This window comes from Bacillus sp. GW823-FHT06A10 (assembly GCF_058795375.1).
Genome location: NZ_JBXAHT010000003.1, coordinates 467317 through 491746, shown reverse-complemented (window position 1 = coordinate 491746; position 24430 = coordinate 467317). Strand labels below are relative to the sequence as shown.

Here is a 24430-nt window from a genome sequence, read left to right as displayed (position 1 = left end):
GCATCCTTTTTATTCTGCAATTTTTTCTAAATTACCGTTTCGGTCCATTCGGAAAGATGTTTGAGAACGTTCTTCGTCATCCATGACTGCCAATTTACGAGCTCGGTTCATAATGTTCATAAGTGTTTCGTAATCTTCTTGTACAGTATGAGATTGCTTTTCTAACTTTTCTAGTTTCTTCTCTAGTTCCTCATTCCGAAGGATTTGTGCTTTAATTTCTTGTTTCAATCTCGTATTCTCGTTTTCAAGAGCTGTCACTTTTATATTTGAAGATCCGACTGTTTGTAAAAAATAAATAACATCTTGCATTGTCATAGAGCTTCTTGCAGCAGGAGCAGTAGATTCTTGATATGGAATAGCTTCTTTATATTGTACGATTGATTCCTCTTGTACTAATTCTTCATAATCAGTTATCGAATCTGAAGCTGGTGGTGTATAAAGTAAACGTTTTTTCGCTTGTTCACCGCTTGCAGCACGCATTTTATCTTTACGATGTTTTTTTGCTAGTTGAAGAGCTTGTTCATAGCTATAGCGAACGACAGCATTCCAGCGGAAACCACAAGCAGCAGATGTACGATTTAACTGATCTCCTACTTCCTCAAATGCATTTAATTGCGTACTTCCTTCTCGAACATGACGAAGTACCGTTTCAGCAAGTAATAAATCATCCTCATCTGTCCAAGCATCTTGTCTTACTTTCATAGATTCAACTCCCTTTCTTTTTATGAACTTCCTATTTTTATAATGGGCAAAAAAATAAACTTTTATACAAAGCTTTTAAAAATATGGTAGATTTCGATGAAAGGTAAAAATTTTCCCATGAATGGTGAGCGCTTCTGTAGGAGAGCATATAAATATGTAGCATTATGTAGAGAATAGGCTTTGTAGGGAAACTTGCAACGAGCTTCAAAGAGCGGTAAAATACCATTTAGTGTTTATTTTTAAACGAACTTGAGAAAAGTTTAAAATAGAGGAAGTGTTATATAATGGGAAACGAATTTCGCGTGTGCGATGACTGTCAGGCAACGAACGTTAAAACGTTAGTTCCGAAGTTAAAAAAAGTAGATTCATGTGCAACGATTGAAGTTGGATGTCAGTCTTACTGTGGTCCTGGTCGTAAAAAATCATTCGCATTTGTAAATAACCGTCCAGTTGCGGCTCCAACAGAAGATGAGTTAATCGTAAAAATTGAAGCAAAGTTAAATAAGTAAGAAAAAGAAGAGTGAAAAGATTACTCTTCTTTTTTTATGCCCATAAGAGGAAAGATTTATTCTGCGAAAGTACTCTTGTGTGGACGAACGTTTTCTAAAGGATGGATATAACTTTTGTATTAAAGTTCCAATTTATATAAATTTATATTTCAAAATAATGGTTGACAGTCTTTTAAAGCGATAGGTAGAATAGAAGTGTCTGATTCTGAGAATCATTATCAGGAAAATAACAATTCACCTAATTTTTTTATTACTATTTGAGAATAAATTTCATTTTAATAAATATATGTTGTTGGTTAGGATGGTTGAGGGATGGAAGCGAGCGCAAGCAGTATAGAACAGCAAGAAGAGAATGTTAAAGAGATTAAGAGCAGACCGCTCATCGCTTCTATTATTTTAGTAGCGGGTACAGTTTTGTTAGCTTTAAGCATGGCAGTTTCTATTTCTTTTGGGGCTGCAGATATTAGTTTAAAGACTGTATGGCAAGCTGTATTTCAGTTTGATGGATCTATTACGCATCATAACGTAATTCAAGAGCTTCGCATGCCTAGAGCAATAGGGGGCGTAGTTGCAGGTGCCTTTTTAGCGGTATCAGGAGCAATTATGCAAGGCATGACGCGAAATCCACTTGCTTCACCATCGTTAATGGGAATTACAGATGGGGCTGTATTTGGAATTGCAATTATGTATGCATTTTTCCCTAATTCACCTTATTTAATGTTTGTTATCGCATCTTTTATTGGAGCTGCGTTTGGTGCAAGCATTGTATATGGAATTGGGTCTTCTTCACCAGGTGGATTAACACCTGTGAAATTAGCTTTAGCAGGTGCAGCTATTAGTGCTTTATTAGGGGCAATTTCATCTGGAATCGCATTGTATTTTAATCTTGCCCAAGAGGTGAGCATGTGGAATGCAGGCGGAGTTGCTGGAGTGAAATGGCAAAGTATTAATATGTTAGTGCCAATTGGCCTTGTTTGTCTTTTTATCGCAATTATGATGTCGAGATATATTACAATTTTGAGCTTCGGTGAAGAAATTGCAATTGGACTTGGTCAAAATACGACATTAATTAAATTTATCGGAACAGTACTTGTTCTTGTTTTAACGGGTTCCGCAGTTTCCATGGCAGGATCAGTAGGGTTTGTTGGTCTTGTAATCCCGCATATGACTCGTTTCCTTGTAGGCTCGGACTATAGATGGGTTATTCCATGTTCTGCGGTCTTAGGCGGGCTGTTAATTGAATGTGCAGATATGTTATCTCGCGTTATTAACCCGCCATTTGAAACGCCAATTGGAGCAATTACAGCGCTAATTGGGGTTCCATTCTTCCTCTACTTAGCACGTAATGAAGGGAGAGGAAAGATGTGAGGACGAGTGTCTTAACAAAAAAGAACATTTCTATATTAACGATTTTAGTAGGACTAATCGTTTCTATATTTCTTATTAGTTTAAATACAGGAACTTTTAAAATACCCCCAATGGACGTATTAAAGTCATTGGTTGGACTAGGGGCTGAAGATCAGTCTGTTATTTTATTTGAATTCCGTATGCCGCGTATGGTAATTGCTATACTAGTCGGATCTGCTTTAGCTATGTCAGGTGCGATTTTGCAAGGTTTATCACGAAATCCACTTGCTGATCCAGGTATTATAGGGATTAATGCTGGAGCGGGATTAACAGTTGTTATATTCGTCTACTTCTTCTTCGGGAAAGTAGGGACTGGTACATTTTTATCTGTATTCATTCTTCCATTTTTCGCACTAGTTGGAGCGATATTAGCAGCGGTAATTATTTATTTATTAGCATGGAAAGACGGCGTTTCATCGACTCGATTAATACTAGTCGGTATTGCCGTTGCAGCTGGATTTGGAGCTGTTAGTTTAATTTTCTCTATGAAGATGACATCTAACGATTTTCGTTTTGCTACGATTTGGCTGGCGGGAAGTCTATGGGGTACAGATTGGAAATTTGTATTAAGTGTACTTCCATGGATGGTTATTTTCTTACCGCTTGCTATAAGTAAAGCACACATATTAAATGTAATGAACCTAGGCGATTCTACAGCAGTTGGCCTTGGTGTAAATGTAGAAAAAGAAAGACGTAAATTATTATTTATTGCAGTTTGTTTAGCGGGTGCATCTGTTGCTGTTGCCGGTGGAATTGGCTTTATCGGTTTAATGGCCCCGCATTTAGCAAGGCGCCTTGTTGGTGGCAAACATCAAATCATGTTGCCCACAGCTGCGCTAATAGGAACGTTTTTACTTTTATTCGCAGACGTAATTTCAAGAAGTGTACTAACAACTTCAGAAATACCAGTCGGTCTTGTTATTTCTGTAATTGGTGCACCGTATTTCATTTATTTACTTATGAGGACAAAATAAAGGGAGGCTTTTCGTATGGCAACTTTAGCGGTTGATGCGGTATCTGTTGGCTATAATGAAGGTTTAATTATTGATGGATTAACAGTTGAAATTCCGGAAGGGAAAATTACAACAATTATTGGGCCAAATGGTTGTGGGAAGTCCACATTATTAAAAACGGCGTCTCGTATTTTGAAGGCAAAACAAGGTACTGTTTATCTTGACGGAAAAGCAATTGAGAAACAGCCAACGAAAGAGATTGCAAAGAAAATGGCGATTTTACCACAAACTGCAGAAGTACCAACGGGTCTTACTGTATTTGAGCTTGTGTCATACGGAAGATTCCCTCATCAAAAAGGGTTTGGCACGTTGAAAGAAGAGGATTATCGCTACATTAACTGGGCACTTGAAGTGACAGGAATGAAAGAATTTGCGAATCGTCCAGCAGAAGCGCTATCTGGTGGTCAACGTCAACGTGTTTGGATTGCAATGGCTCTTGCACAAGGAACAGAATTACTTGTATTGGATGAACCAACAACGTACTTAGATATGGCTCATCAATTAGAAGTATTAAACTTATTGAAAAAGTTAAATGAAGAAGAAGGTAGAACGATTGTTATGGTTATCCATGACTTAAACCACGCTTCTCGTTTCTCAGATCATATGATTGCATTAAAAGCAGGTAAGTTAATGAAACAAGGAACACCAGATGAAGTTATGACAAGTGAAACACTTCGTAACGTATTTGAGATTGAAGCTCAAATCGTTCCATGTCCAGTAAACTGTAAGCCAATTTGCTTAACATATGATTTAGCGATGATTAGTAATCAATTGCGTAAAAAAGCTTAAGTAGAACCCCCTCGTGAAGAGGGGGGACTTCTAATGGACGTTGAGCTTCTTATATAAGAATGGGAAGTTGAACGCCCGTTAGAATGGGGTATTAACAACAATTAATAAAAATATATTGATTAATTGTTATCTTCGTTTCTTATAGTTCATTGCAACTTATAAGATAAATACAGCTAGAAGGAGTGGGAACATGAAGAATTTTAAAATGGCACTATTAGCAATGGTATTAGTTGTGACTTCTGTACTATTTGCTGCTTGTTCTAACAAAGAAGAAGAAAAGAAAGCAGATGCAAAGACTGAAGAGCGCACTGTAAAACATGCAAAAGGGGAAATTAAAATTCCTGCAAACCCAAAGAAAATTGCTGACCTTAGTGGTTCAACAGAAGAATTATTAATTTTCGGTATGAAACCGGTTATTACTGCTAATACATCTCAAGAAAAAATTGATGCACATATTGAAAAGAAACTAAAAGACGTTAAACCAGTTGGTTCTGCTTGGGGCGATAAAATTAACATCGAAGCAGTAGCTGCTGCAAAACCAGATTTAATTCTTGTAAATAATCGTCAAGAAAAGATTTATGATCAATTATCTAAAATTGCACCAACAGTTATGTTAAACACTCCATTAGATCAATGGCGTCCAAAATTCGAAGAAGTAGGTCAAATCTTCGGTAAAGAAAAAGAAACAAAAGAATGGTTCAAAAAGTATGATGAAAAAGCAAGCAAATTACATGACAAAATCGTCGCTAAAACTGGTGAAGCAACATTCATGAAAATGGCTGCGTATCCAAATGCTTTCCGCGTATACGGTGACTACGGTTACGGTAGCGTAATCTTTAATGATTTAAAACTACCAGCAGTTAAAGGTACACCAACTGATAAACCACTAGTACAAGTACAAAAAGAAGCTTTAATCGATTACAACCCAGATTACTTATTCGTATTTACAACTGGTGACGGTTCTCAGCGCTTAAAAGAATTCCAAGAAGAATCAATTTGGAAAAACATGAACGCTGTTAAAAACAACCACGTATTCACAATTAAAAATGAAGACTTAAACAAAGGTTACTTCCCATTAGGGAAAGATATGATCTTAGACGAAGTTGCTGAATTCGTTTTAGGTAAATAATGTATAAAGGAAATCACTTTTACTTCGGTAAAGGTGATTTTTTCTTTTTATAAAGGTAATTAATACAGTCTTTCATTTCTTTCTGTTTCTCATTTCGTTTATAATATAAAGTAAGAATGTAGTAAAGAAAGGGGGATGTCGGAAAGTGGTATATTTAAACGACAAACTCAGCGAAACAAAAGTGTTTAAAGACCCAGTACATAAATATGTGCACGTGCGTGATCGTGTTATTTGGGATTTAATCGGAACGAAAGAATTTCAACGCTTGCGCCGTATTAAGCAGCTTGGAACGACATTTTTTACATTTCACGGTGCAGAGCATAGTCGCTTTACTCATTCGTTAGGTGTATACGAAATTATTCGTCGTATGATTGATGATGTGTTTGATGGCAGACCAAATTGGAATGCTGAAGATAGATTGTTATGTTTATGTGCGGCATTACTTCATGATGTCGGTCACGGCCCATTTTCTCACTCGTTTGAAAAAGTATTTTCATTAGATCATGAGAAATTTACGCAAAAGATTATTGTTGGCAATACGGAGATTAATGATGTATTAAGTCGTGTTGATAAGGAGTTTCCACAAAAGGTAGCAGATGTAATTGCAAAAACGTCTACTAATAAATTAGCAATTAGTATGATTTCGAGCCAAATTGATGCGGATCGTATGGATTATTTATTAAGAGATGCTTATTTTACAGGCGTAAAGTATGGAAACTTCGATATGGAACGTATACTGCGTGTAATGCGCCCGTATGGGGATCAAGTAGTCATTAAAAATAGTGGTATGCATGCTGTTGAGCATTACATTATGAGTCGTTATCAAATGTATTGGCAAGTATATTTCCATCCGGTAACGCGAAGTGCAGAAGTTATTTTAACGAAGATTTTACACCGTGCTAAATCATTGCACGAGAAGTATTATACATTTAAAAATCATCCTGTTCATTTCTATTCTTTATTTGAAGAAGAAGTAACAGTAGAGGATTATTTAAAGTTAGACGAGAACGTTATGTATTACTACTTCCAAGTATGGCAGGAAGAAGAAGATCCAATTTTAAGCGATCTATGCCGCCGTTTTATGAATCGAAATCTATTTAAATATGTAGAGTTTACAGATAAACACGGTTTAGATAATTGGATGGAATTAAGTAGTTTATTTAAAAAGATTGGACTTGATCCGGAGTATTATTTAGTAGTTGATTCAACATCAGACTTACCGTATGACTTTTATCGTGCAGGAGAAGAAGAAGAGCGTTTGCCAATCCTACTTCTTATGCCAAACGGAGAGCTTAGAGAGCTTTCACGTGAATCGGATATTGTTGAGGCGATTACAGGTAAGAAAAGAACGGACCAAAAGCTATTCTATCCACATGATTTAATCTATGAAGATGGAAGAAAAGGAAAATATAAAGAGAGAATTATTGAGTTGTTAGAAGGAAAGAAATAAGAAGCAGCTAGTGGCTGCTTCTTATGAAAAACTTGAAATTATTTGTCGCTTAAGCGTTTTCCGCCAACTGCATAATGATTCTTAGACATTTCTTCGATGAAAACAACGATGTTTTCTTCAGGAGCACCAGTTGTTTCGCTTACTGCTGCTGTTACTTTCTCAGCAAGAGCTTTCTTTTGTTCTTCTGTGCGTCCTTCTAGCATTTTCACTGTTACGTATGGCATGTACAATCGCTCCTTTTATGTAAGTTACACTCTTATTATAGCGGATTATGGGGAAGAACAATCGAAAAAACAAATAATTTCTTTTTTTGACATATGGAAGAGGAGATGAAGTATGGATCAGTTATTTAGATATCCATTGCACGAAATTCCGTTGGTAGCAATGGCGATTATTATTGCATTATCCGTTCATGAATTTGCACATGCATATGTTGCATATAAATTTGGGGACGATACAGCAAAGAGACAAGGGCGTTTAACGTTATCACCGATGGCTCATTTAGACCCTATCGGTTTGATTGCAGTATTAATTCTTGGATTCGGTTGGGCAAGACCGGTTCCTGTTAACCCATATAACTTTAAAAGACCGCGTCTTGCAGGCATATTAGTTTCAATTGCAGGGCCGATTAGTAACTTAATTTTAAGTGCAATTGGTTTAATTATTTTGTATAGCTTAGCAGTATTTGGAGTGTTAGATGCAGTTCCAGTTGCAGTAGCTGAAACATTAGGAAAGTTTTTTGAGCTCTTTATTATGTTAAATATTGTTTTACTTGTATTTAATTTATTACCGATCCCGCCACTTGATGGGTATCGTGTAGTGGAAGATTTAGCACCAGCAAATATTCGCGCGAAAATGACACAGTATGAAAAATATGGAGCGATTGCGTTATTAATTCTCGTTATTACACCGCTTAGTAATTACACAATTCAACCTATTTTCCAGGTAGTTATTCCGCATGTATTAATGTTTTTACAAAGTATCATTGCGCCTATTTTTGGCCTTTTATAATTTTTAAGTGAGGAGGATTTTACATATGACAGAGAAAAAGAAAAAAATCGGTTTTAATATTGTGAAAAATGATTCAACAGATGGACATGGTGGATTTGGTGTTGGGGCATTAAGCCTAGAAAACATTTCACCTGTATTTGTTGATGTACTAGAGAAAACCGCATTCGTTGATATCGGTGCGATGCATGCGCGTAGTACAGTAGAAAAAGGTATTAAGTTTTTAACAAATAAAGATGAAGTTCCAAACGGAAAACCATTTTGGCTTGTTTGGGTAACGATTGAAAGAACTGCAACTGGTGCTTATTACGCAGGTGTAACAGCTTGTGAAATGACAGTAGACCGTGAAATTCGTCGCGGATATAAATCACTTCCAGAACACGTAAACAAAATGGATAAATCAATGAAGCGTCACATTATGGTTGACCATATGGATGAATCATCTAAAAAAGTACTTGGTACGTTCTTGAAAGAACATAATGAAGCGATTTGGAACGAATCTAGTGAAGAATTGCGCCTTGCATTATTAAGTGAATAAAAAATAGCTGACGGATGCCCGTCAGCTATTTTTTTTACCAAGGAAGATATTTTTTCCACCAACTTGTTTTTTTCTTTTCTTCAGTCGTTTTTTCAAATTCTTCTTTATCATCGACGTGATCCATACAATATTCAGTCGGTTCGGTACCTTTAGCGAAATACATTTTCACAGAAATAGGACAATTTTTTGTAGCAATTTTACCGTTCTCTGGGTTGATATTAACCGCTACGACGTCACCTGGTTGTTTAAATTCTTTTTTGGGCTGTCCATCTAAGCCTTTCTCCATCGTATCAGTCCATATTTTCTTCGCATATCCTTGTTCTGCTACGTTTGAAATAGATTTAGGTTGATCATATCCGACCCATACACCTGTTACGATTTGCGGAGTAAATCCGATCATCCAACTATCCGTTTCAGTAGAACCGGATTTTCCGGCATATGTTCTTGATAATTTTGATAACATCGATTGGCCAGTTACAGCAGCATAACTGCTTAGTTTCTTATTAAACATACCGGTCATCATTTCTTCCATTACAAACGCTTTGCTCTTGTCGAGAACTTGTTTACTCTCTAAATGAGCATCGTATAATATATTTCCTTCATGATCCATAATGCGGCGAATGAAAGTAGGTTTTACTTCTTTTCCACCGTTTGCGAACATGCTATAAGCGTTAACCATTTCAATTGGTTTTACGGGTGATGTGCCGAGAGCTAGAGAAGGCACATCTTTTAATGCACTTGTAATTCCAAATTGTTTTGCTGTTTTTGCGAGTGCGTCATCTCCTAAAAATAAATTCGTTTTTACAGCATATATGTTATCAGAGACTGCGAGAGCTTGTGCCATCGTTACAAAATCATCTGCATAATAATCTTTATAGTTTTTTGGTTTATACTTTGAAACGCCGTCACCTAAAGTAAATACAGTATATTCGCTTTTTAAGCGCGTAGCAGGCGTGAATCCTCGTTCTAATGCTGCATAATATAGAAATGGCTTAAATGTAGAACCAGGCTGACGAACGGCTTGTGTAGCCCTGTTAAATTGACTCGTAGTATAATCAGTTCCGCCAACAAGAGCAGCCACTTCACCTGTCGTTGGATTCATAGAGACGAGAGCAGTTTGTATGTTTGTTGTGTCAGGTATATGATCTTTTACAGCTTGCTCTGCTACAGCTTGTAGTTTAGGGTCTAGCGTTGTATAAATTCGCAAGCCACCCCGTTGTAAAGCTTGTTCGTCTAATCCAACATCACGAAGAAGCGAAGCTTGTACAGCATCTTGGAAATATGGTGCGACCTCTGCTACTTTTTTCGTATCTAATGAGGCAAAAGTTAGTGGCTCTTTCTTCGCTAAGGCTGCTTGTTGCTTCGTAATATATCCTTGTTCGACCATTTCATCTAATATGAGAGCTTGTCGTCCTTTAGCACGATCCTCTTTCAAAAAGGGAGAATAGACACTTGGCCCTTTCGGGATACCTGCGAGCATACTAGCTTCTGCTAATGTTAAATCTTTTGCTGTTTTATCGAAATATAGACGGGACGCAGCTTCGATTCCATAAGCGCCATGTCCGTAATAAATTGTATTTAAATATCCTTCTAAAATATGATTTTTATTATAGTTTACTTCAAGGCGGACAGTGTACATTGCCTCTAATAATTTCCGTTTCCACGTTTTATCATGATCTAAATACAGATTACGCGCGTATTGTTGTGTAATTGTACTAGCTCCTTGTACCTTTGCCATCGCTTTTAAATCAGCAACAATTGCACCCGCAATCCGTTTCACATCGAAGCCGTGATGTTTGTAGAATCGTTGGTCTTCGATAGATAGTGTCGCCTCTTTTACATAAGGAGAAATTTCATTGAGAGATACATTGTAACGTTTTTGAATTTCATTACTTTGTCCAATAACAGTATCATCGTTTGCGTAAAAGACGCTTGTTTGCGGGACCGCAACAGGAGGAGGTCCCATAATTTTTGCGACTATAATAATAACAAAAAAAGAAAAAACGAAGAAAAGGACGCAAGAAAACATTGCGGTGAAGAAAAGACGTTTATATTTTTTAAGTTTTGGATTCATAGTCTGATCCATCTTTTTTCAGCCCCTCATTAATACAAGCGTTATTGTATTAGTATTGAGGGTTTTCATTTATTTTAAACAATGAAATTTCGAAAATAAAAAGCTCCTTCCATTAAGAAAGGAGCTCAAAGGCACGTGCTGGCCAATCGGTAATGATGACATCTACACCATAATCAATCATAGTTTGTAAATCTTTGTATTCGTTAATTGTATATGGACGGAAAACATATCCTTGCTCTTGTGCTAATTGCACAAATTCTTTCGTTAATAGCTGGAAGTTTGGATGTAATCCACTTGCTTTTCTCTGTTTTGCTTCGGCAATTGGATCAGCAATCGGTGTATCATATAAAATTGCTCTTGGGATTTCAGGAGCAATTTCTGCTAATAATGAAACAGAGTCATGGTTAAATGATGAAAATACAATTTGATTAGAAAGATGATATTCGCGCACAAGTGCAACAGCTTTTTCCTCAATATTTGGGTAATGAATAACATCTGTCTTTAATTCAATATTTAGTTGTAAGTTCGTTGTGGAAAGCCAAATGAAAATCTCACGCAACGTTGGGATTTTTGCTTCATGGAAAGAAGGGTCTTTATAGCTACCAGCGTCCAATGATTGTAGTTCCTCTACCGTTTTTTCCGAAACAAGTCCAGCGCCATTTGTTGTACGATCGACGGTTTCATCGTGAATTACGACAAGTTCACCATCTTTTGATAAGTGGACATCGAGTTCAATTCCGTGAGCGCCAATGCGTTCTGCTTCTTGGAAGGCAATCATCGTATTTTCGGGATGTGTACCTTTTACTCCGCGGTGAGCGAAAATAAGTGGTTTACTCATGTGAAATTCTCCTTATTATCTCTTTTCTTTCATTATGAAACTGCTTTAGGGAAAATACAATTGAATATGATAAACATTTACAAAAGTCTAACAGTTGCAGAAAAGTTAACGTTAACGTAAAATGTAATAATCAAGTGAAGGGAGGAATAAACATGTATAAAATTGATGAAGTAACAAAGCAAGTCGGTTTAACAAAACGTACACTTCGTTATTATGAGGAAATTGGTTTAATTCATCCCCCAGAACGTAGTGAGGGGAATATTCGTCTGTATACGGATGAGGATATTGCCAGAATTAAAAGAATTGTAGAAGCGAAAGAAGTGCTAGGAATCACACTTCAAGAAATGCAGCATTTCTTATCACTAAAAGAAAGAATGGAGCAAAGAAGAAATAGCGAGAACCCTCGTGATCGTGAAGTGATTCAAGAAATTAAAGATATGCTTGAAAAACAAGTGCAAACGTTAGACGAAAAAATGGAGCAAATGCAACGTGTAAAGGCAGAACTTGAAGATAGTTTACATCGTGCAGTAACATTTTTAGAGAGCACAAAAGGAGAGTAATCAAAATGGAGAGCAAACAAAAACTAGGGAGATTGATTACAGTGGTGGCTACCTTCCTTGCCTTTTCGGGTATAGGAGTAGTCGACCCAATTTTGCCGATTATTGCAGAGAAAATTGGTGCAACGCATTGGCAAGTTGAAATGTTATTTACTGCTTATATTTTAACGATGGCAATCATGATGTTACCAGCTGGTATATTTGCATCAAGATTTGGTGATAAACGGATGATGACAATCGGTCTTGCGATTGTGACTGTATTTGCGTTTATATGTGGTATATCGCAAACGATTGCTCAATTATCTCTTTTCCGTGCTGGATGGGGATTAGGAAATGCGATGTTTTTTGCTACAGCAATGACGCTGTTAATAGCATTAAGTAAAGAAGTTCATGAAGCAGTAGGATTATACGAAGCAGCGATCGGCTTAGGTATGGCTGGGGGGCCGTTATTGGGTGGAATATTAGGTGGACATTCTTGGCGTTATCCATTTTTCGCGACGAGTATTTTAATTTTCTTAGCATTTATTTTAGTATTCTTTTTTGTAAAAGAACCGGAGCGAAAAGTGAAGCGTAAGGCTGCTGGCGTAGGAGAATTACTTAACCTGGTGAAGTATAAACCGTTTATGCAAGGTGCGATTTCAGGAATGTTATACTACTACGGATTTTTCGTTGTGTTAGCATATTCACCACTTATTATGCATTTATCAGCTATTCAATTAGGCTTTGTATTTTGCGGATGGGGATTAGCGTTAGCTTACGGTTCTGCAATTTTAGCACATAAGCTAGAAGGGAAATATGAACCAAAAACATTATTGAAGGGTAGTTTACTTGTATTTGCGATTTTCTTAATTGCACTATTCTTTGTGAAAATTATGTGGTTACAAATTACTCTTATCGTTTTATCAGGATTAGCATCTGGCTTAAACAATGCATTATATACAAGTTATGTAATGGATATTTCACCTTATGAAAGATCTGTTACGTCAGGTGTTTATAACTTTGTTCGTTGGTTAGGGGGCGCAATTGCTCCGATTTTATCAGGAATTATCGGTCATACTGTTTCACCACAAAGCCCGTTTTTAGTAGGTGGAATTGTGGTGTTAGTTGGTTGTATTATGATCCTAATTCCAATTCGTAAACCAGTAGAAATAGAGACAAAAGCCCTTTCTTAAGAAAGGGTTTTCTTTATACATATATGTTAGAACCCTCTGACTAAAATATATTTTCGGTATTTTTGTACTTTTAACTATACATTTTGGATGTTTTGTTTTATTTTTGTTAGGGGACATTAATGATGTCCCTATTATAAATTTGCATTGAAAGGCGTGATTGTACGATGGAACTATGGTTCACTGAAAAACAAACAAAACATTTTGGGATTACGGCGCGTATTAACCGCACATTACATACGGAGCAAACAGAATTCCAAAAACTTGATATGGTTGAAACGGAAGAGTTCGGAAACATGCTTATTTTAGATGGCATGGTTATGACAACAGAAAAAGATGAGTTCGTTTATCATGAAATGGTAGCGCACGTACCTTTATTTACACATCCTAACCCTGAAAACGTATTAGTTGTTGGTGGCGGTGATGGTGGTGTTATTCGTGAAGTGTTAAAACACCCAAGTGTAAAGAAAGCAACTCTTGTTGAAATCGATGGAAAAGTAATTGAGTACTCTAAACAATACTTACCATCAATTGCAGGCGCATTAGATAATGAGCGTGTAGAAGTAAAAGTAGGAGACGGTTTCCTACATATCGCAGAAAGCGAAAATGAATACGATGTAATTATGGTAGATTCTACTGAGCCAGTAGGACCAGCAGTAAACCTATTTACAAAAGGCTTCTACGCTGGAATTTCAAAAGCGTTAAAAGAAGATGGTATTTTCGTTGCACAAACGGACAACCCTTGGTTCACACCAGAGTTAATTACGACTGTGTTTAAAGATGTAAAAGAAATTTTCCCAATTACTCGTTTATACACAGCTAATATTCCAACATACCCAAGTGGTCTTTGGACGTTCACAATTGGATCTAAAAAACATGATCCATTAGAAGTAAGTGAAGAGCGTTTCCACGAAATCGAAACGAAATACTACACAAAAGAATTACACAACGCAGCATTCGCATTACCGAAATTTGTTGGCGATTTAATTAAGTAAGAAAATCGAGCTTGAACAAATAAAGTGTGAGTAGCTCATTTAAGGTGTTTGTCCAGAAGACTTGAACATGCTAGCTACTTACACTTCTGTAGAGAAAATCGTCTTCTTGTTGTTAAAAAGAAGACCCGGTAAATCGAGAAAGAGGAGCAATTCGCTCCAAATTTGAGAAATAGTGAAAGGTTGGGATACCTTAAGTTCCACATAAGGAGGAAAAGAATATGCGTTTTGATGAAGCTTATTCAGGTAAAGTATTTATTAAAAGTCATCCAAGTTTTGAAGAGTCAAAGGTAGTTATTTATGGGATGCCTATGGATTGGACAGTAAGTTACCGTCCAGGATCTCGTTTTGGCCCTGCACGTATTCGTGAAGTATCAATCGGTCTTGAAGAATATAGTCCGTATTTAGATCGTGAATTAGAAGAGGTAAAATATTTTGATGCGGGTGATATCCCATTACCATTCGGAAACGCACAACGCAGCTTAGACATGATTGAAGAGTATGTATCAAAACTTTTAGATGCCGATAAGTTTCCACTAGGTCTCGGCGGTGAGCACCTAGTGTCTTGGCCAATTTTTAAGGCAATGGCAAAAAAATATCCGGATTTAGCAATCATCCACATGGATGCTCATACTGATTTACGTGAATCGTATGAAGGGGAGCCTTTATCCCACTCTACACCAATTCGTAAAGTGTGTGATTTAATTGGTCCGGAAAACGTATATTCTTTCGGAATTCGTTCTGGAATGAAGGAAGAATTTGAATGGGCGAAAGAAGTAGGTATGAACTTATATAAATTTGACGTATTAGAACCGTTAAAAGAAGTATTACCGAAACTTGCTGGACGCCCAGTCTATGTCACAATCGACATTGATGTATTAGACCCAGCTCACGCTCCAGGAACAGGAACGTTAGAAGCTGGCGGTATCACATCTAAAGAATTATTAGATTCCATCGTAGCAATTGCAAATTCAAATATAAATGTAGTTGGAGCAGACTTAGTAGAAGTAGCCCCAGTCTACGACCATAGTGATCAAACACCAGTCGCAGCAAGCAAATTCGTGCGGGAAATGCTGCTCGGTTGGGTGAAATAAAAGTGAAGCCGACTGTTTAGACCCGGTGACTAAGGTTCTTTCCTGCAAAAGGTGCTTTTTACCTTTTGGCAGGGAAGGTTCTTAGACGCAAGGGTCTAGGAGGTGTAACTGGATAGAAATAAAAGCGGAAGCGGCTCGCTCAGAATGTGAGGGGGATGGAGCTTCAGACGTAGAGGCTCTTTTTGCCTCGAAGGAAGAAGCGAAGCCACCGATCATTCTAGCCGCTGCAGCTAGATAAAGTAAGAGCCCTCTATATGATTAGAGGGCTCTTGCTTTGTCGTTATGTGTCGGTAAGTCGATATATTTAAAAAATCGCCGATATAATTTCATTTACCGTTACGCAACACAAAAAAAGCTATTCTCAAACGATGGGAATAGCTCTTTTTCTTATGCAACCTTCTCTTCCGAAGTAACTCCACGAATTTCATCAGCAGAGCGGATCGGATATTTACGGAACACAATAGACCCCATGTATCCGACAATAGTGGTAACGATTCCACATAGTACAGCAGCAATCGTTACTTTTATAACGTCATTAAATCCGAATAGGACAAGAAGACCTGGAATTGGTGATGCTGTTCCTGGTGCATTATTAACAAGCTGGAATAGCGATGTAATAATACCGGCAAGTGCACCGCCAACGAAGTTTGTTGCATAAATTGGAATTGGATTTGCTGAAACAACATCTGCTTGTGTTAAAGGCTCGATTGCTACAGCGATTGTGTCTTTCTTTGAGCAAATTTTTAGTCGCTTAAAGAAAATAAAGTTCATCGGGGCTGAGGCTGCTACGGCAAGACTACCAATTGCCATTGGTAAACCTGTTAATCCAAGCATTGCAGTTAGTGCCATAGAACTCAGTGGAGAGGTAGAAATAACTGTTATTAATCCACCAAGCATAATACCCATAATGATAGGACTTTCTGTAGTTGCAACTGATATCATAGAACCGATTTTACCAAGTGTTGCGTTAACGAGCGGATCCATAAGCATTGCCATTCCACGTGAGATTGGTGCAGCGATAAATAGGATTGCTAAAAATTCCACACCAGCCGGTAATTTCTTTTCGAGAAATTTCACGACGAAGGCACAAACGTATCCGGCGAAAAATCCTGGTAAAATACCGAATCCACTAGTAGCGATACCAATTAAAACAGCGTATACGGGGGAAACACCGATTGCTAATGCGACTAAAATCGCTGCTGCGACACCGCTCATACTACCAGAAGCTTCTCCTACTGATTGTAAAAAGTCATTATGAAACATTTCTCCACCTATATAACGGTGAAATGCTTCAATAAGAAAACTTGCGATTGCTGCATTAGCTAAAGCGCCCATCGCCTTCATTCCGTAAGGCGCACGGTAACTGAAAAGTGTAAATAGACAAAGTACAACAAGTAATAGTGCTAAACCTTGCAAGATAGCCATTTGAAAACTGTCTCCTTTGATTTTTGTAATAAAAATTCGTATCATTCAATAATAATATAAAAGTGTATGAAACGGAAAAATTTTTTCTTGGGAACTTGCTTTAAGAAAAAATCCCTTACAATAATGTAAGGAAAGTGTAAGACTTTTAGATAGAGTATAGTATGCTCTTTTCCGTATAATACAAGTATAGATATAATACTAGTGAGAAAGAAGTGCAAACAGGAGGCGCATGTATGAAATTGGTAATTAAAGTTTTAGCTGTATTCGCCATCATTTTAGGGGGAACAGCATATTATTTAAACACAAAAACAGAAGGTGTACATGCTTTTGTAGACAACTTCTTTTCAAATAAAGAAATACAAGATTATTATGCGGTTGTAGATAAAGGTGAGAAAAAAGACGGTGAATATTTGTATACATTTAAAGGGTATACAGAGGACGGAAAGCAACAAATTATTAAAAGAATGGTAAATCGTGAATTGCATGCAGGTGCTTTTATAAAAATTTATGCAAAAGGTATGCAAGGAAAAGGATGGGCTGAAATAACGAAAGAGTCAATCCCGCAAAAAGCATTGCAAAAAATAGAAAAATCATAAAAGGAGCGAATCGTTCGCTCCTTTTTTAGTGCGTTAAAATAGTGATAGATGTATTTTCTTTGTTAGAAATGATTTTGGCACGTCCACCAATTGGAAAAGTAAAAATTGGAGTTGTATGTCCAAAATTTGCATTTGCAATGATAGGAATATGTGCAAGTTCAGGTTTTGAAGAAATCATTTCTTGAATGTCCGCTATCGTACATTCTGCTTCTTTTTGCATTCTTCCTATTACAATACCTGTTATATGTTCAAAATCAGGTTGCTGCATAAGGGAATGTAGATAGCGATCAAAAGTTTTAAGCGTTGATTTTCCTGTTAAACTGTCTTCTTCAAGGAATAAAATTTTGCCCTTTAAGTTTGGCATATATGGTGTGCCTTGTAGTAAATTAAGTGTGCTCATATTGCCACCGATAATTTCTCCTGTCGCTTCCCCCTCTTGAATTGGAACATACCCTTCATTTTTTATAAATTCTCGATTTTCCTGATCCATATACCAAGAATCATCGCTCCACGTTTCCGCCGGAATGATTTCAATAGGCTCATTAGTGGTTAAGCATTGTAAAAAGTAATCGTTTGTATACTCGAGCCCTTTCTCCATTCCAAATGAAGAGAAGTGGGGACCCGAATATGTAACAAGCCCTGTTTTTGTGTAAATTGCATTATTTAAGGCAGTAATATCAGAATAACCACAGAAAAATTTCGGGTTTTTACGAATTAGATCATAATCGAGATGTTTCAATAAACCATTGGAGTTGTATCCGCCAAGTGTCGTCAAAATAGCTTTTACATTAGGGTCTCCAAATGCTTCATGGAGGTCTTGAATGCGGGAAGAAATAGAAGAGGAAGCAAATTGATCTATCTCATCGGCATATTTTGAGAATGTAACTTGAAAGCCCATGTCAGTTAATCTTTTTGTAGCAAGTTTTCTATTTTCATTTGAAACAATACTTAAACTACAGGATGGTGAAATCACGCGTATTTCATCACCCTTTTTTAACTTTGTTGGTATCACTGAATTCACCTCTATAATTAAAAGAATATTTAGATTTAAAAAATATTTTATCACATGAAATAAAGTAGAAGTGAATTATTTTTTGAAATGGAGTTTTCCTGATTTTTCAGCAGACAGACAGCGTCTTTTTTTGATATGATAGGAAAAGTGATTTATTATAAGTAGTATTTAATATCTATAACATTTGAAAGGTGTGCAAGACGTGAAGAAACAACTTGCAGGCTTGCCGGTACACGTTCATTTCGTAACAGAAATCCGTGAAGGGGCGAGGAAGGAAACCGTTGCTTTTGAAGCAAATGGTCAATACTATGTAAAAGGTCAAGGTACATATGTAACATTCCAGGAGCCGAACGAACAAGGCGAAGTGAAAACAATTATTAAAATTCAAGATGAACAAGTTCTCATTATGCGTTCAGGTGCTATTTCTATGCGTCAGACGCATGTGAAAGGTGAATGGACAACGGGTACGTATACGAGTGAACTTGGTACGTTTGCACTGCAAACGAAAACTGATAACGTTCTTTTTAAATGGTCGGATGAAAAGAAAAAAGGACAACTCTTCTTAACGTACGCATTGCTTCTAAGTGAACAAGAAGCTGGCAGATATACAATTACAATTAATTTGAAGGAGGCAAAATAATGAATTCCTTAGAACAGGTAAAAGGATTGATTAAAGAAGAAATTCAAGCTGCTGTATTAAAGGCAGAATTAGCGACAGAAGAACAGATTCCAAACGTTGTATTAGAATCTCCAAAAGATAAAACAAATGGTGACTTCTCTACAAATATGGCAATGCAACTTGCACGCGTTGCGAAAAAAGCACCTCGTATGATTGCAGAAGAACTAGTTGCAAACTTCGATAAAGCAAAAGCTTCTATTGAAAAAATCGAAATCGCTGGTCCTGGTTTTATTAACTTCTATATGGATAATAGCTACTTAACAGATTTAATTCCAACAATCGTAAACGCTGGTGAAGCTTACGGTGAAACGAACACTGGTAAAGGTGAAAAAGTACAAGTTGAGTTCGTATCTGCGAATCCAACAGGTGACCTTCACTTAGGACATGCACGTGGTGCGGCAGTAGGTGACACTTTATGTAACGTATTAGCAAAAGCAGGATACGATGTATCTCGTGAGTACTATATTAATGATGCTGGTAACCAAATTCATAACTTAGCTCTTTCTGTTGAAGCTCGTTACATGCAAGCATTAGGTTTAGAGAAAGAAATGCCAGAAGACGGTTACCATGGTGCGGATATCATTGGAATCGGTAAACGTTTAGCTGAAGAGTTTGGTGATCGTTACGCAAAAGCTGATGAAAAAGAAAGCTATGAATTCTACCGTGAATATGGTTTGAAATATGAGTTAGCAAAACTTCAAAAAGACTTAGAGAGCTTCCGTGTTAAATTTGATGTATGGTTCTCAGAAACATCATTATACAAAAACGGAAAAATTGATGCTGCACTTGCTGTATTAAAAGAGCGTGATGAAATCTTTGAAGAAGGCGGAGCAACTTGGTTCCGTTCAATGACTTACGGTGACGACAAAAACCGTGTATTAATTAAAAATGATGGTTCTTACACATACTTAACGCCAGATATCGCTTATCACCGTGATAAATTAGAGCGTGGTTTCGATAAGTTAATCAACATTTGGGGTGCTGACCACCACGGTTACATTCCTCGTATGAAAGCTGCTATTCAAGCGCTAGGTTACGATAAAGAAACACTTGAAGTAGAAATCATCCAAATGGTACAACTGTACCAAAATGGTGAAAAAATGAAAATGAGTAAGCGTACAGGTAAAGCAGTTACACTTCGTGAGCTTATGGAAGAAGTAGGCGTGGACGCAATGAGATACTTCTTCGCGATGCGTAGCGGTGATTCTCATTTAGACTTCGATATGGACTTAGCTGTATCAAAATCTAATGAAAACCCAGTATACTATGCACAATATGCTCATGCTCGTGTATGCAGTATCCTTCGTCAAGGTGAAGAGTTAGGATTAGCTGCAGATGGAGACGTGAATTACAAACTTGTTACTTCTGAGAAAGAAGTAGAGTTACTGAAAAAACTTGGTGAATTCCCAGCTGTAGTTGCGGATGCAGCACAAAAACGTCTGCCACACCGCATTACAAGCTATGCATTTGAATTAGCAGCAGCATTACACAGCTTCTACAATGCAGAAAAAGTATTGAACCAAGATAACTTAGAATTAAGTAAAGCTCGTTACGAGTTAATGAAAGCAGTACGCACTACACTTCAAAATGCATTAGCAATCGTAGGAGTATCTGCACCAGAAAAAATGTAATTAAGAAAAGCGAAAGCGGCTCGTTTAGAATAGGAGGGGGATGGAGCTCCTGACAGAGAGGCGTACTTTGCCTCGGAGGAAGGCGCGAAGCCACCGAGTATTCTAGCAAAGCGGAGCCGATTTTTCGCTTTCAGTAAAAGGCAATCACACGATGTTGTGATTGCCTTTTTGTATGGAGATAATAAAAAAATAAAATTTTATCAAACAAAAGGATAATTTGCGTCGTCTTATATAAATGACAGGAGGCTTATGATGGAAGAAAAGGTAGAAGAATTAATTGATATATATAAGCAGCAAATATATTCCTTATGCTATAAGTTAGCGAAAACGAAAGAAGATGCGGAAGATATTTTTCAAGAGACGTGGATAAAGGTTTTTTCATCAAGGCACCAACTTTCTTATGTGGATAATTATAAAAAGTGGATCACTACAATTTGTGTTCGTACGTTTTATGATTTTTATCGTAAGAAAAAAAGGTGGAAAGACCGAATATTGGATTTGTTTCATAAAGAAGATGGTGGAGAAATAGATTTCGCAGATGAAGTGAATATATCAGAAGAATTTATTCAAAAAGTGGAAGCGGAAATGATATGGGAAGTAATACAGTTATTAAATGAAAAATATAAAACGGTACTCGTACTCTATTACTATGAACAATATTCTTACAAGGAAATGAGTGAAATATTAAATATACCGATTGGTACGGTGAAGTATCGTCTCAATTATGCGAAAAAGAAAATGCGAGAACATTTGGAGGGTTTCGTGCATGAAGGAAGATAAATTTGAACAGAAAATAAAGAGCAGTTTAGCGGGAGAGATGATTCCTAGCGAAGAGCTGATAAATCATACGAAACAGAGCGTGCGAAATGCTCGGAAATTAGAAAAGAGATGGGTTGTTTTCATTCATGCTATTTGGATGATTGTATTAACAGTCACCCTAGAGCAGTTTGTTAGTCATTTGGATCATAAAATATCTGTCATTATAACGATAGTTATTATGATGCACCTATACATTCCTATATACGTTGTCATACAGTCATTTTTAAAGAAGGAGTATAAATTACATGATAGAGTTCGCTAATCCATTTGTAGTATTTGAGATAGCTGGGATTACAATGTTTTTGGCTTTTATAGCACTTTTAGTATGTGTAGCATCATGGGTGTATACAGATGCGAAAACGCGTGGAATAAGTAAGTGGTGGAGTGTTATAGCGATTGTATTGCCATTTTTTATTGGAGTTTTGTTATATATGATACGAAGAAGTAACAAGAAAATAGAAGGAGAACATAAGATGAAGGTTATGAAAAAACAAAAGATAACATTAGTTGTCATATTTGCAAGCGCGATGTTTGTATTACTTAGCGGCTTTGCTTTTGTTCAAACGCTAGATGATATGTGGAGAGCTGGTGATATATATTTAGAAAATGAGAAGCAAGGGGAGACAAGTTACGAGGCAAAATTCTCATCATGGGATATTGCTGGGAAAGGTATTGAACTTGAGTATGCAAAAGATACAGAAGTAACATTTTCTTATGAAACAGATGCAAAACATGGTAACTTATGCTTTAGCTTATATGAAAGGAAAGGAGAAGGTATAAGAGAGTTAAAAGAAATCTGTGAATCGAAAAAAGGTACTTTTAAAGCTACATTAAAAGCAAATGAAAAGTATGTATTTAATATAAGTGGTTTAATGGTGAAAGATGGTTTTGTAAAAGTGAATTGGGAAGCAAAATAAAGGGCCCTTGAGAAAGGCCCTTTATTTTATTGGATTGTATAAGTAACAGAAAAACTAACAGGACTATAGTAAACGTAAGGTGCATGAAATTGAACGTACATATTTCCATCTGTTTTTGCAGTGAAAATTCGGCCGTAACCATCAGAATAACGTCCAATAAGGTTATGATTTGAGTCATAAACACTGTAACTAGGAGTTTTGCTGTTAGGTTGAATTGTTAACTCTTGTCCCTTTTGAAGGAAAACAGGTTCTTGTTCAGAACTACCTCCAGTTTGCAAAGAATAAAATTTTGTAAAGCTTTGTTCTTGAGCGGCAGCAGCGACTTTTGTTTCAGGAATAAACGCGGTAGCGCCGGTAATTCCTGCTAAAGTTAACGCACCTGCTAAAATCATTTTTTTCATAATAGAAAAAGCCTCCTTATAAGTTGTAATCGATATTGTTACAGTTAATATTGTATACGATAATGAGGAGGATAAAATATGCTTTTATGCATATATATTTTTTCTCAATAAAAGACCACTGATAAAAATCAGTGGTCTTTTATTGATTAAGCAGCTTTCTGTTCAGTTTGAGTAACAGGTTTTTGAAGCGAGTTATAAACCCCTGTTCCGATAACGTCTAATGCTATTTTCATTCGTTCAGGTGAAATATTTTCTAATACGTTATCTTGAGGTGTATGGTATACCTTCTCAATATGATAGATTAATGGATTCCAACTATCGACACCCATCCAAATAAATAGAGCAGCAGGAATACCAGCTTCAGCAAATGGAACATGATCACTAGAACCGAATTTACCTTGTAGGACGAGGTCATTATTTAGTTGTTTACCTGCTTGCAAGGCAGCATCTATTACAAAGTTTGTAGAGCCATCAGGTGTCATAGCGTATAAATTCTTTGCTTTATCATAATTTGTTGCAACCATGTCTGCGTTAAAGACACCTAAAATTCGATTGCGTTCTTTTTGGGATAGACTATTAACGTAATAATCGGAGCCAAGTAAGCCAGTCTCTTCAGAACCAAAGGTAATAAAACGAATTTCCTTATCAGTTTCTACATTTTGAAAAGCACGAGCTAGTTCTAATACTAATCCAGTTCCAGAAGCATTATCATTTGCGCCAGGTGCTCCGACAACACTATCATAGTGTGAACTTACAACGACTGCTTTTTCATTACCGGTACTCTTTTTTGGTTTCTTTTTGGCGATAACATTTAGAGATGTTAATTTAGATTCATGTTTCGCTTTTAGGGAAAGAATTGTTGTCCCTTTTTTAGCGATTTCTTCTTTAAATGCATTTCCTTGCGCATAAGCAAGACCAAAGACAGGGATAGATTGCTTTTTCGTTAGGCGGGGATTGAAGGTTTGTCCATAATTTCCGCGTCCGCCAATTAAACTGTATAAAAGAACACCTTTTGCACCTTTGCTAACAGCATTTTCAACTTGTTTATTATAGTCTGTAATTGTCGTTCCTCTTTCAAATAAAACAATTTTACCGTTTACTTCATTTGGAATATCTTCTAATTTTGTCCCACCTTGAACAAAGATAAGGGGAGCTGTAACAGCTTCTGTAGAAATTAGTGAATTAGGAGCAGCACCAGCTTGCCAATTACGTTTTATTGACAGTGGTGATTCAATGAATCCAACGTACTGATCGGGAACCTGAAATGGCTGATATTCTACTTCATAGCCCATCGATTTAAGCTGCATACCAATGTAACGAGAAGCCCATTCTTCGGATTTTGTTCCACCGGGTCGAGGACCAATTGTTTCAGATAAGAAACGAACATGTTCAATTGCGCGGTTTGGATCAATCTGTTTTGTAATAGATGGAGTTTGTGTAACCTCTGACGTGGAATCCGCTTTTGCTTGCCCAATTGGAGCTAAGCTAACAGCGAGTGATACAGCAAGCAAAGAGCTTACTATTTTTTGTTTCAATGATTTTCTCATTTTTTCCTCTCCTATTCTTCTATTCTCTGTGACTGACAAAAGAAGACGGATAATGACTTTATTTTACCTTCGTGTCTTTTATTTTTCAATATTCTGACATTGAGAAATAAAAACAATATATGCATATTTGCATA

The 24430-nt window shown here is 36.8% G+C and carries 26 protein-coding genes; 18 read left to right on the top strand and 8 right to left on the bottom strand.

The features are described 5' to 3' along the window. Positions 1-9 precede the first annotated feature (9 nt). Positions 10-702: an RsfA family transcriptional regulator gene (locus AC1Q8M_RS23245; RefSeq protein ID WP_000868358.1), complete on the bottom strand. Its 693-nt coding sequence runs from the start codon at positions 700-702 to the stop codon at positions 10-12. 284 nt (positions 703-986) lie between these two features. Here AC1Q8M_RS23245 and AC1Q8M_RS23240 point away from each other — a divergent pair, with 284 nt between their 5' ends. From AC1Q8M_RS23240 to AC1Q8M_RS23215, 6 genes are all read left to right on the top strand, one after another. Further along, positions 987-1211: a YuzB family protein gene (locus tag AC1Q8M_RS23240; protein ID WP_000526079.1), complete on the top strand. Its 225-nt coding sequence runs from the start codon at positions 987-989 to the stop codon at positions 1209-1211. Positions 1212-1523: 312 nt separating this feature from the next. Then, positions 1524-2579, top strand: a complete 1056-nt coding sequence (locus tag AC1Q8M_RS23235; protein WP_000388296.1) for a FecCD family ABC transporter permease — start codon at positions 1524-1526, stop codon at positions 2577-2579. Continuing rightward, on the top strand, positions 2576-3592 hold the full coding sequence (locus tag AC1Q8M_RS23230) for a FecCD family ABC transporter permease (RefSeq protein WP_001260757.1): 1017 nt from the start codon (positions 2576-2578) through the stop codon (positions 3590-3592). Before AC1Q8M_RS23235 ends, AC1Q8M_RS23230 begins: the two co-directional genes overlap by 4 nt. Positions 3593-3607: 15 nt before the next feature. Further along, positions 3608-4420, top strand: a complete 813-nt coding sequence (locus tag AC1Q8M_RS23225) for an ABC transporter ATP-binding protein (RefSeq protein WP_000212068.1) — start codon at positions 3608-3610, stop codon at positions 4418-4420. A gap of 190 nt (positions 4421-4610) precedes the next feature. Next, positions 4611-5549, top strand: coding sequence for an ABC transporter substrate-binding protein (locus AC1Q8M_RS23220; RefSeq protein WP_000787724.1), 939 nt, complete (start codon positions 4611-4613; stop codon positions 5547-5549). A 145-nt stretch (positions 5550-5694) separates the two neighbouring features. Then, positions 5695-6999: an HD domain-containing protein gene (locus AC1Q8M_RS23215; protein WP_000262741.1), complete on the top strand. Its 1305-nt coding sequence runs from the start codon at positions 5695-5697 to the stop codon at positions 6997-6999. Between the two features lie 38 nt (positions 7000-7037). On the opposite strand, the gene thmT is transcribed toward AC1Q8M_RS23215, so the two are convergent. Next, positions 7038-7223: a 2-hydroxymuconate tautomerase gene (gene thmT / locus AC1Q8M_RS23210; RefSeq protein WP_001147171.1), complete on the bottom strand. Its 186-nt coding sequence runs from the start codon at positions 7221-7223 to the stop codon at positions 7038-7040. A gap of 112 nt (positions 7224-7335) precedes the next feature. Between thmT and AC1Q8M_RS23205 the strand changes: the two genes are divergently transcribed. Next, positions 7336-8010, top strand: coding sequence for a site-2 protease family protein (locus AC1Q8M_RS23205; RefSeq protein WP_000372443.1), 675 nt, complete (start codon positions 7336-7338; stop codon positions 8008-8010). 25 nt (positions 8011-8035) lie between these two features. Then, positions 8036-8545, top strand: a complete 510-nt coding sequence (locus tag AC1Q8M_RS23200; RefSeq protein ID WP_000136682.1) for a YwhD family protein — start codon at positions 8036-8038, stop codon at positions 8543-8545. A 34-nt stretch (positions 8546-8579) separates the two neighbouring features. Here the strand turns inward: AC1Q8M_RS23200 and AC1Q8M_RS23195 are convergent, their stop codons facing one another. Beyond that, the gene (locus tag AC1Q8M_RS23195; protein WP_000372960.1) at positions 8580-10631 is read right to left on the bottom strand and encodes a transglycosylase domain-containing protein; all 2052 of its coding nucleotides are present in this window, start codon (positions 10629-10631) and stop codon (positions 8580-8582) included. A gap of 100 nt (positions 10632-10731) precedes the next feature. Further along, complete coding sequence (locus tag AC1Q8M_RS23190) at positions 10732-11457, bottom strand: glycerophosphodiester phosphodiesterase (protein ID WP_098360956.1); 726 nt, start codon at positions 11455-11457, stop codon at positions 10732-10734. 152 nt (positions 11458-11609) lie between these two features. On the opposite strand from AC1Q8M_RS23190, the gene AC1Q8M_RS23185 reads away from it, so the two are divergent. The 4 genes from AC1Q8M_RS23185 (at position 11610) to speB (ending at position 15269) form a co-directional block, all read left to right on the top strand. Then, positions 11610-12017, top strand: coding sequence for a MerR family transcriptional regulator (locus tag AC1Q8M_RS23185; protein WP_000276560.1), 408 nt, complete (start codon positions 11610-11612; stop codon positions 12015-12017). 5 nt (positions 12018-12022) lie between these two features. After that, complete coding sequence (locus AC1Q8M_RS23180) at positions 12023-13186, top strand: MFS transporter (protein WP_000444233.1); 1164 nt, start codon at positions 12023-12025, stop codon at positions 13184-13186. Between the two features lie 164 nt (positions 13187-13350). Then, the gene (gene speE, locus AC1Q8M_RS23175) at positions 13351-14178 is read left to right on the top strand and encodes a polyamine aminopropyltransferase (protein WP_000424696.1); all 828 of its coding nucleotides are present in this window, start codon (positions 13351-13353) and stop codon (positions 14176-14178) included. Positions 14179-14396: 218 nt separating this feature from the next. Further along, positions 14397-15269: an agmatinase gene (gene speB, locus AC1Q8M_RS23170; protein WP_001209831.1), complete on the top strand. Its 873-nt coding sequence runs from the start codon at positions 14397-14399 to the stop codon at positions 15267-15269. 387 nt (positions 15270-15656) lie between these two features. Here the strand turns inward: speB and AC1Q8M_RS23165 are convergent, their stop codons facing one another. Then, on the bottom strand, positions 15657-16694 hold the full coding sequence (locus AC1Q8M_RS23165; RefSeq protein WP_098360955.1) for a PTS sugar transporter subunit IIC: 1038 nt from the start codon (positions 16692-16694) through the stop codon (positions 15657-15659). A 233-nt stretch (positions 16695-16927) separates the two neighbouring features. Between AC1Q8M_RS23165 and AC1Q8M_RS23160 the strand changes: the two genes are divergently transcribed. Next, positions 16928-17290 (top strand): YxeA family protein, encoded by a 363-nt coding sequence (locus AC1Q8M_RS23160; protein ID WP_000779932.1) that lies wholly within the window; start codon positions 16928-16930, stop codon positions 17288-17290. A gap of 25 nt (positions 17291-17315) precedes the next feature. Here AC1Q8M_RS23160 and AC1Q8M_RS23155 read toward each other — a convergent pair whose 3' ends face one another. After that, entirely contained in the window at positions 17316-18302 is a 987-nt protein-coding gene (locus AC1Q8M_RS23155; RefSeq protein ID WP_097924447.1) for a S66 family peptidase, read from the bottom strand. A 202-nt stretch (positions 18303-18504) separates the two neighbouring features. Between AC1Q8M_RS23155 and AC1Q8M_RS23150 the strand changes: the two genes are divergently transcribed. The 5 genes from AC1Q8M_RS23150 to AC1Q8M_RS23130 all read left to right on the top strand — a co-directional run bounded on the left by AC1Q8M_RS23150 (position 18505) and on the right by AC1Q8M_RS23130 (position 22348). After that, complete coding sequence (locus AC1Q8M_RS23150) at positions 18505-18942, top strand: YwiB family protein (RefSeq protein ID WP_000744343.1); 438 nt, start codon at positions 18505-18507, stop codon at positions 18940-18942. Beyond that, the gene (gene argS, locus AC1Q8M_RS23145; protein WP_001086464.1) at positions 18942-20612 is read left to right on the top strand and encodes an arginine--tRNA ligase; all 1671 of its coding nucleotides are present in this window, start codon (positions 18942-18944) and stop codon (positions 20610-20612) included. Before AC1Q8M_RS23150 ends, argS begins: the two co-directional genes overlap by 1 nt. A 252-nt stretch (positions 20613-20864) precedes the next feature. Then, complete coding sequence (locus tag AC1Q8M_RS23140) at positions 20865-21392, top strand: RNA polymerase sigma factor (RefSeq protein ID WP_141532522.1); 528 nt, start codon at positions 20865-20867, stop codon at positions 21390-21392. Beyond that, positions 21379-21693: a hypothetical protein gene (locus tag AC1Q8M_RS23135; RefSeq protein ID WP_000656690.1), complete on the top strand. Its 315-nt coding sequence runs from the start codon at positions 21379-21381 to the stop codon at positions 21691-21693. Before AC1Q8M_RS23140 ends, AC1Q8M_RS23135 begins: the two co-directional genes overlap by 14 nt. Then, positions 21677-22348, top strand: coding sequence for an ABA4-like family protein (locus tag AC1Q8M_RS23130; protein ID WP_098683895.1), 672 nt, complete (start codon positions 21677-21679; stop codon positions 22346-22348). Before AC1Q8M_RS23135 ends, AC1Q8M_RS23130 begins: the two co-directional genes overlap by 17 nt. Before the next feature lie 26 nt (positions 22349-22374). On the opposite strand, the gene AC1Q8M_RS23125 is transcribed toward AC1Q8M_RS23130, so the two are convergent. Together AC1Q8M_RS23125 and AC1Q8M_RS23120 are read right to left on the bottom strand one after the other, a co-directional pair. Next, on the bottom strand, positions 22375-22749 hold the full coding sequence (locus AC1Q8M_RS23125; protein ID WP_000738223.1) for a hypothetical protein: 375 nt from the start codon (positions 22747-22749) through the stop codon (positions 22375-22377). A gap of 146 nt (positions 22750-22895) precedes the next feature. Next, positions 22896-24296 (bottom strand): M28 family metallopeptidase, encoded by a 1401-nt coding sequence (locus AC1Q8M_RS23120; RefSeq protein WP_098400809.1) that lies wholly within the window; start codon positions 24294-24296, stop codon positions 22896-22898. Positions 24297-24430 lie beyond the last annotated feature (134 nt).

What these genes read in the sequence shown, in the direction of transcription:
- AC1Q8M_RS23245 (WP_000868358.1), bottom strand. Translation starts at nt 702, where the DNA reads ATGAAAGTAAGACAAGATGCTTGGACAGATGAGGATGATTTATTACTT.
- AC1Q8M_RS23240 (WP_000526079.1), top strand. Translation starts at nt 987, where the DNA reads ATGGGAAACGAATTTCGCGTGTGCGATGACTGTCAGGCAACGAACGTT.
- AC1Q8M_RS23235 (WP_000388296.1), top strand. Translation starts at nt 1,524, where the DNA reads ATGGAAGCGAGCGCAAGCAGTATAGAACAGCAAGAAGAGAATGTTAAA.
- AC1Q8M_RS23225 (WP_000212068.1), top strand. Translation starts at nt 3,608, where the DNA reads ATGGCAACTTTAGCGGTTGATGCGGTATCTGTTGGCTATAATGAAGGT.
- AC1Q8M_RS23220 (WP_000787724.1), top strand. Translation starts at nt 4,611, where the DNA reads ATGAAGAATTTTAAAATGGCACTATTAGCAATGGTATTAGTTGTGACT.
- thmT (WP_001147171.1), bottom strand. Translation starts at nt 7,223, where the DNA reads ATGCCATACGTAACAGTGAAAATGCTAGAAGGACGCACAGAAGAACAA.
- AC1Q8M_RS23205 (WP_000372443.1), top strand. Translation starts at nt 7,336, where the DNA reads ATGGATCAGTTATTTAGATATCCATTGCACGAAATTCCGTTGGTAGCA.
- AC1Q8M_RS23200 (WP_000136682.1), top strand. Translation starts at nt 8,036, where the DNA reads ATGACAGAGAAAAAGAAAAAAATCGGTTTTAATATTGTGAAAAATGAT.
- AC1Q8M_RS23195 (WP_000372960.1), bottom strand. Translation starts at nt 10,631, where the DNA reads ATGGATCAGACTATGAATCCAAAACTTAAAAAATATAAACGTCTTTTC.
- AC1Q8M_RS23190 (WP_098360956.1), bottom strand. Translation starts at nt 11,457, where the DNA reads ATGAGTAAACCACTTATTTTCGCTCACCGCGGAGTAAAAGGTACACAT.
- AC1Q8M_RS23185 (WP_000276560.1), top strand. Translation starts at nt 11,610, where the DNA reads ATGTATAAAATTGATGAAGTAACAAAGCAAGTCGGTTTAACAAAACGT.
- AC1Q8M_RS23180 (WP_000444233.1), top strand. Translation starts at nt 12,023, where the DNA reads ATGGAGAGCAAACAAAAACTAGGGAGATTGATTACAGTGGTGGCTACC.
- speE (WP_000424696.1), top strand. Translation starts at nt 13,351, where the DNA reads ATGGAACTATGGTTCACTGAAAAACAAACAAAACATTTTGGGATTACG.
- speB (WP_001209831.1), top strand. Translation starts at nt 14,397, where the DNA reads ATGCGTTTTGATGAAGCTTATTCAGGTAAAGTATTTATTAAAAGTCAT.
- AC1Q8M_RS23165 (WP_098360955.1), bottom strand. Translation starts at nt 16,694, where the DNA reads ATGGCTATCTTGCAAGGTTTAGCACTATTACTTGTTGTACTTTGTCTA.
- AC1Q8M_RS23160 (WP_000779932.1), top strand. Translation starts at nt 16,928, where the DNA reads ATGAAATTGGTAATTAAAGTTTTAGCTGTATTCGCCATCATTTTAGGG.
- argS (WP_001086464.1), top strand. Translation starts at nt 18,942, where the DNA reads ATGAATTCCTTAGAACAGGTAAAAGGATTGATTAAAGAAGAAATTCAA.
- AC1Q8M_RS23140 (WP_141532522.1), top strand. Translation starts at nt 20,865, where the DNA reads ATGGAAGAAAAGGTAGAAGAATTAATTGATATATATAAGCAGCAAATA.
- AC1Q8M_RS23135 (WP_000656690.1), top strand. Translation starts at nt 21,379, where the DNA reads ATGAAGGAAGATAAATTTGAACAGAAAATAAAGAGCAGTTTAGCGGGA.
- AC1Q8M_RS23130 (WP_098683895.1), top strand. Translation starts at nt 21,677, where the DNA reads ATGATAGAGTTCGCTAATCCATTTGTAGTATTTGAGATAGCTGGGATT.
- AC1Q8M_RS23125 (WP_000738223.1), bottom strand. Translation starts at nt 22,749, where the DNA reads ATGAAAAAAATGATTTTAGCAGGTGCGTTAACTTTAGCAGGAATTACC.
- AC1Q8M_RS23120 (WP_098400809.1), bottom strand. Translation starts at nt 24,296, where the DNA reads ATGAGAAAATCATTGAAACAAAAAATAGTAAGCTCTTTGCTTGCTGTA.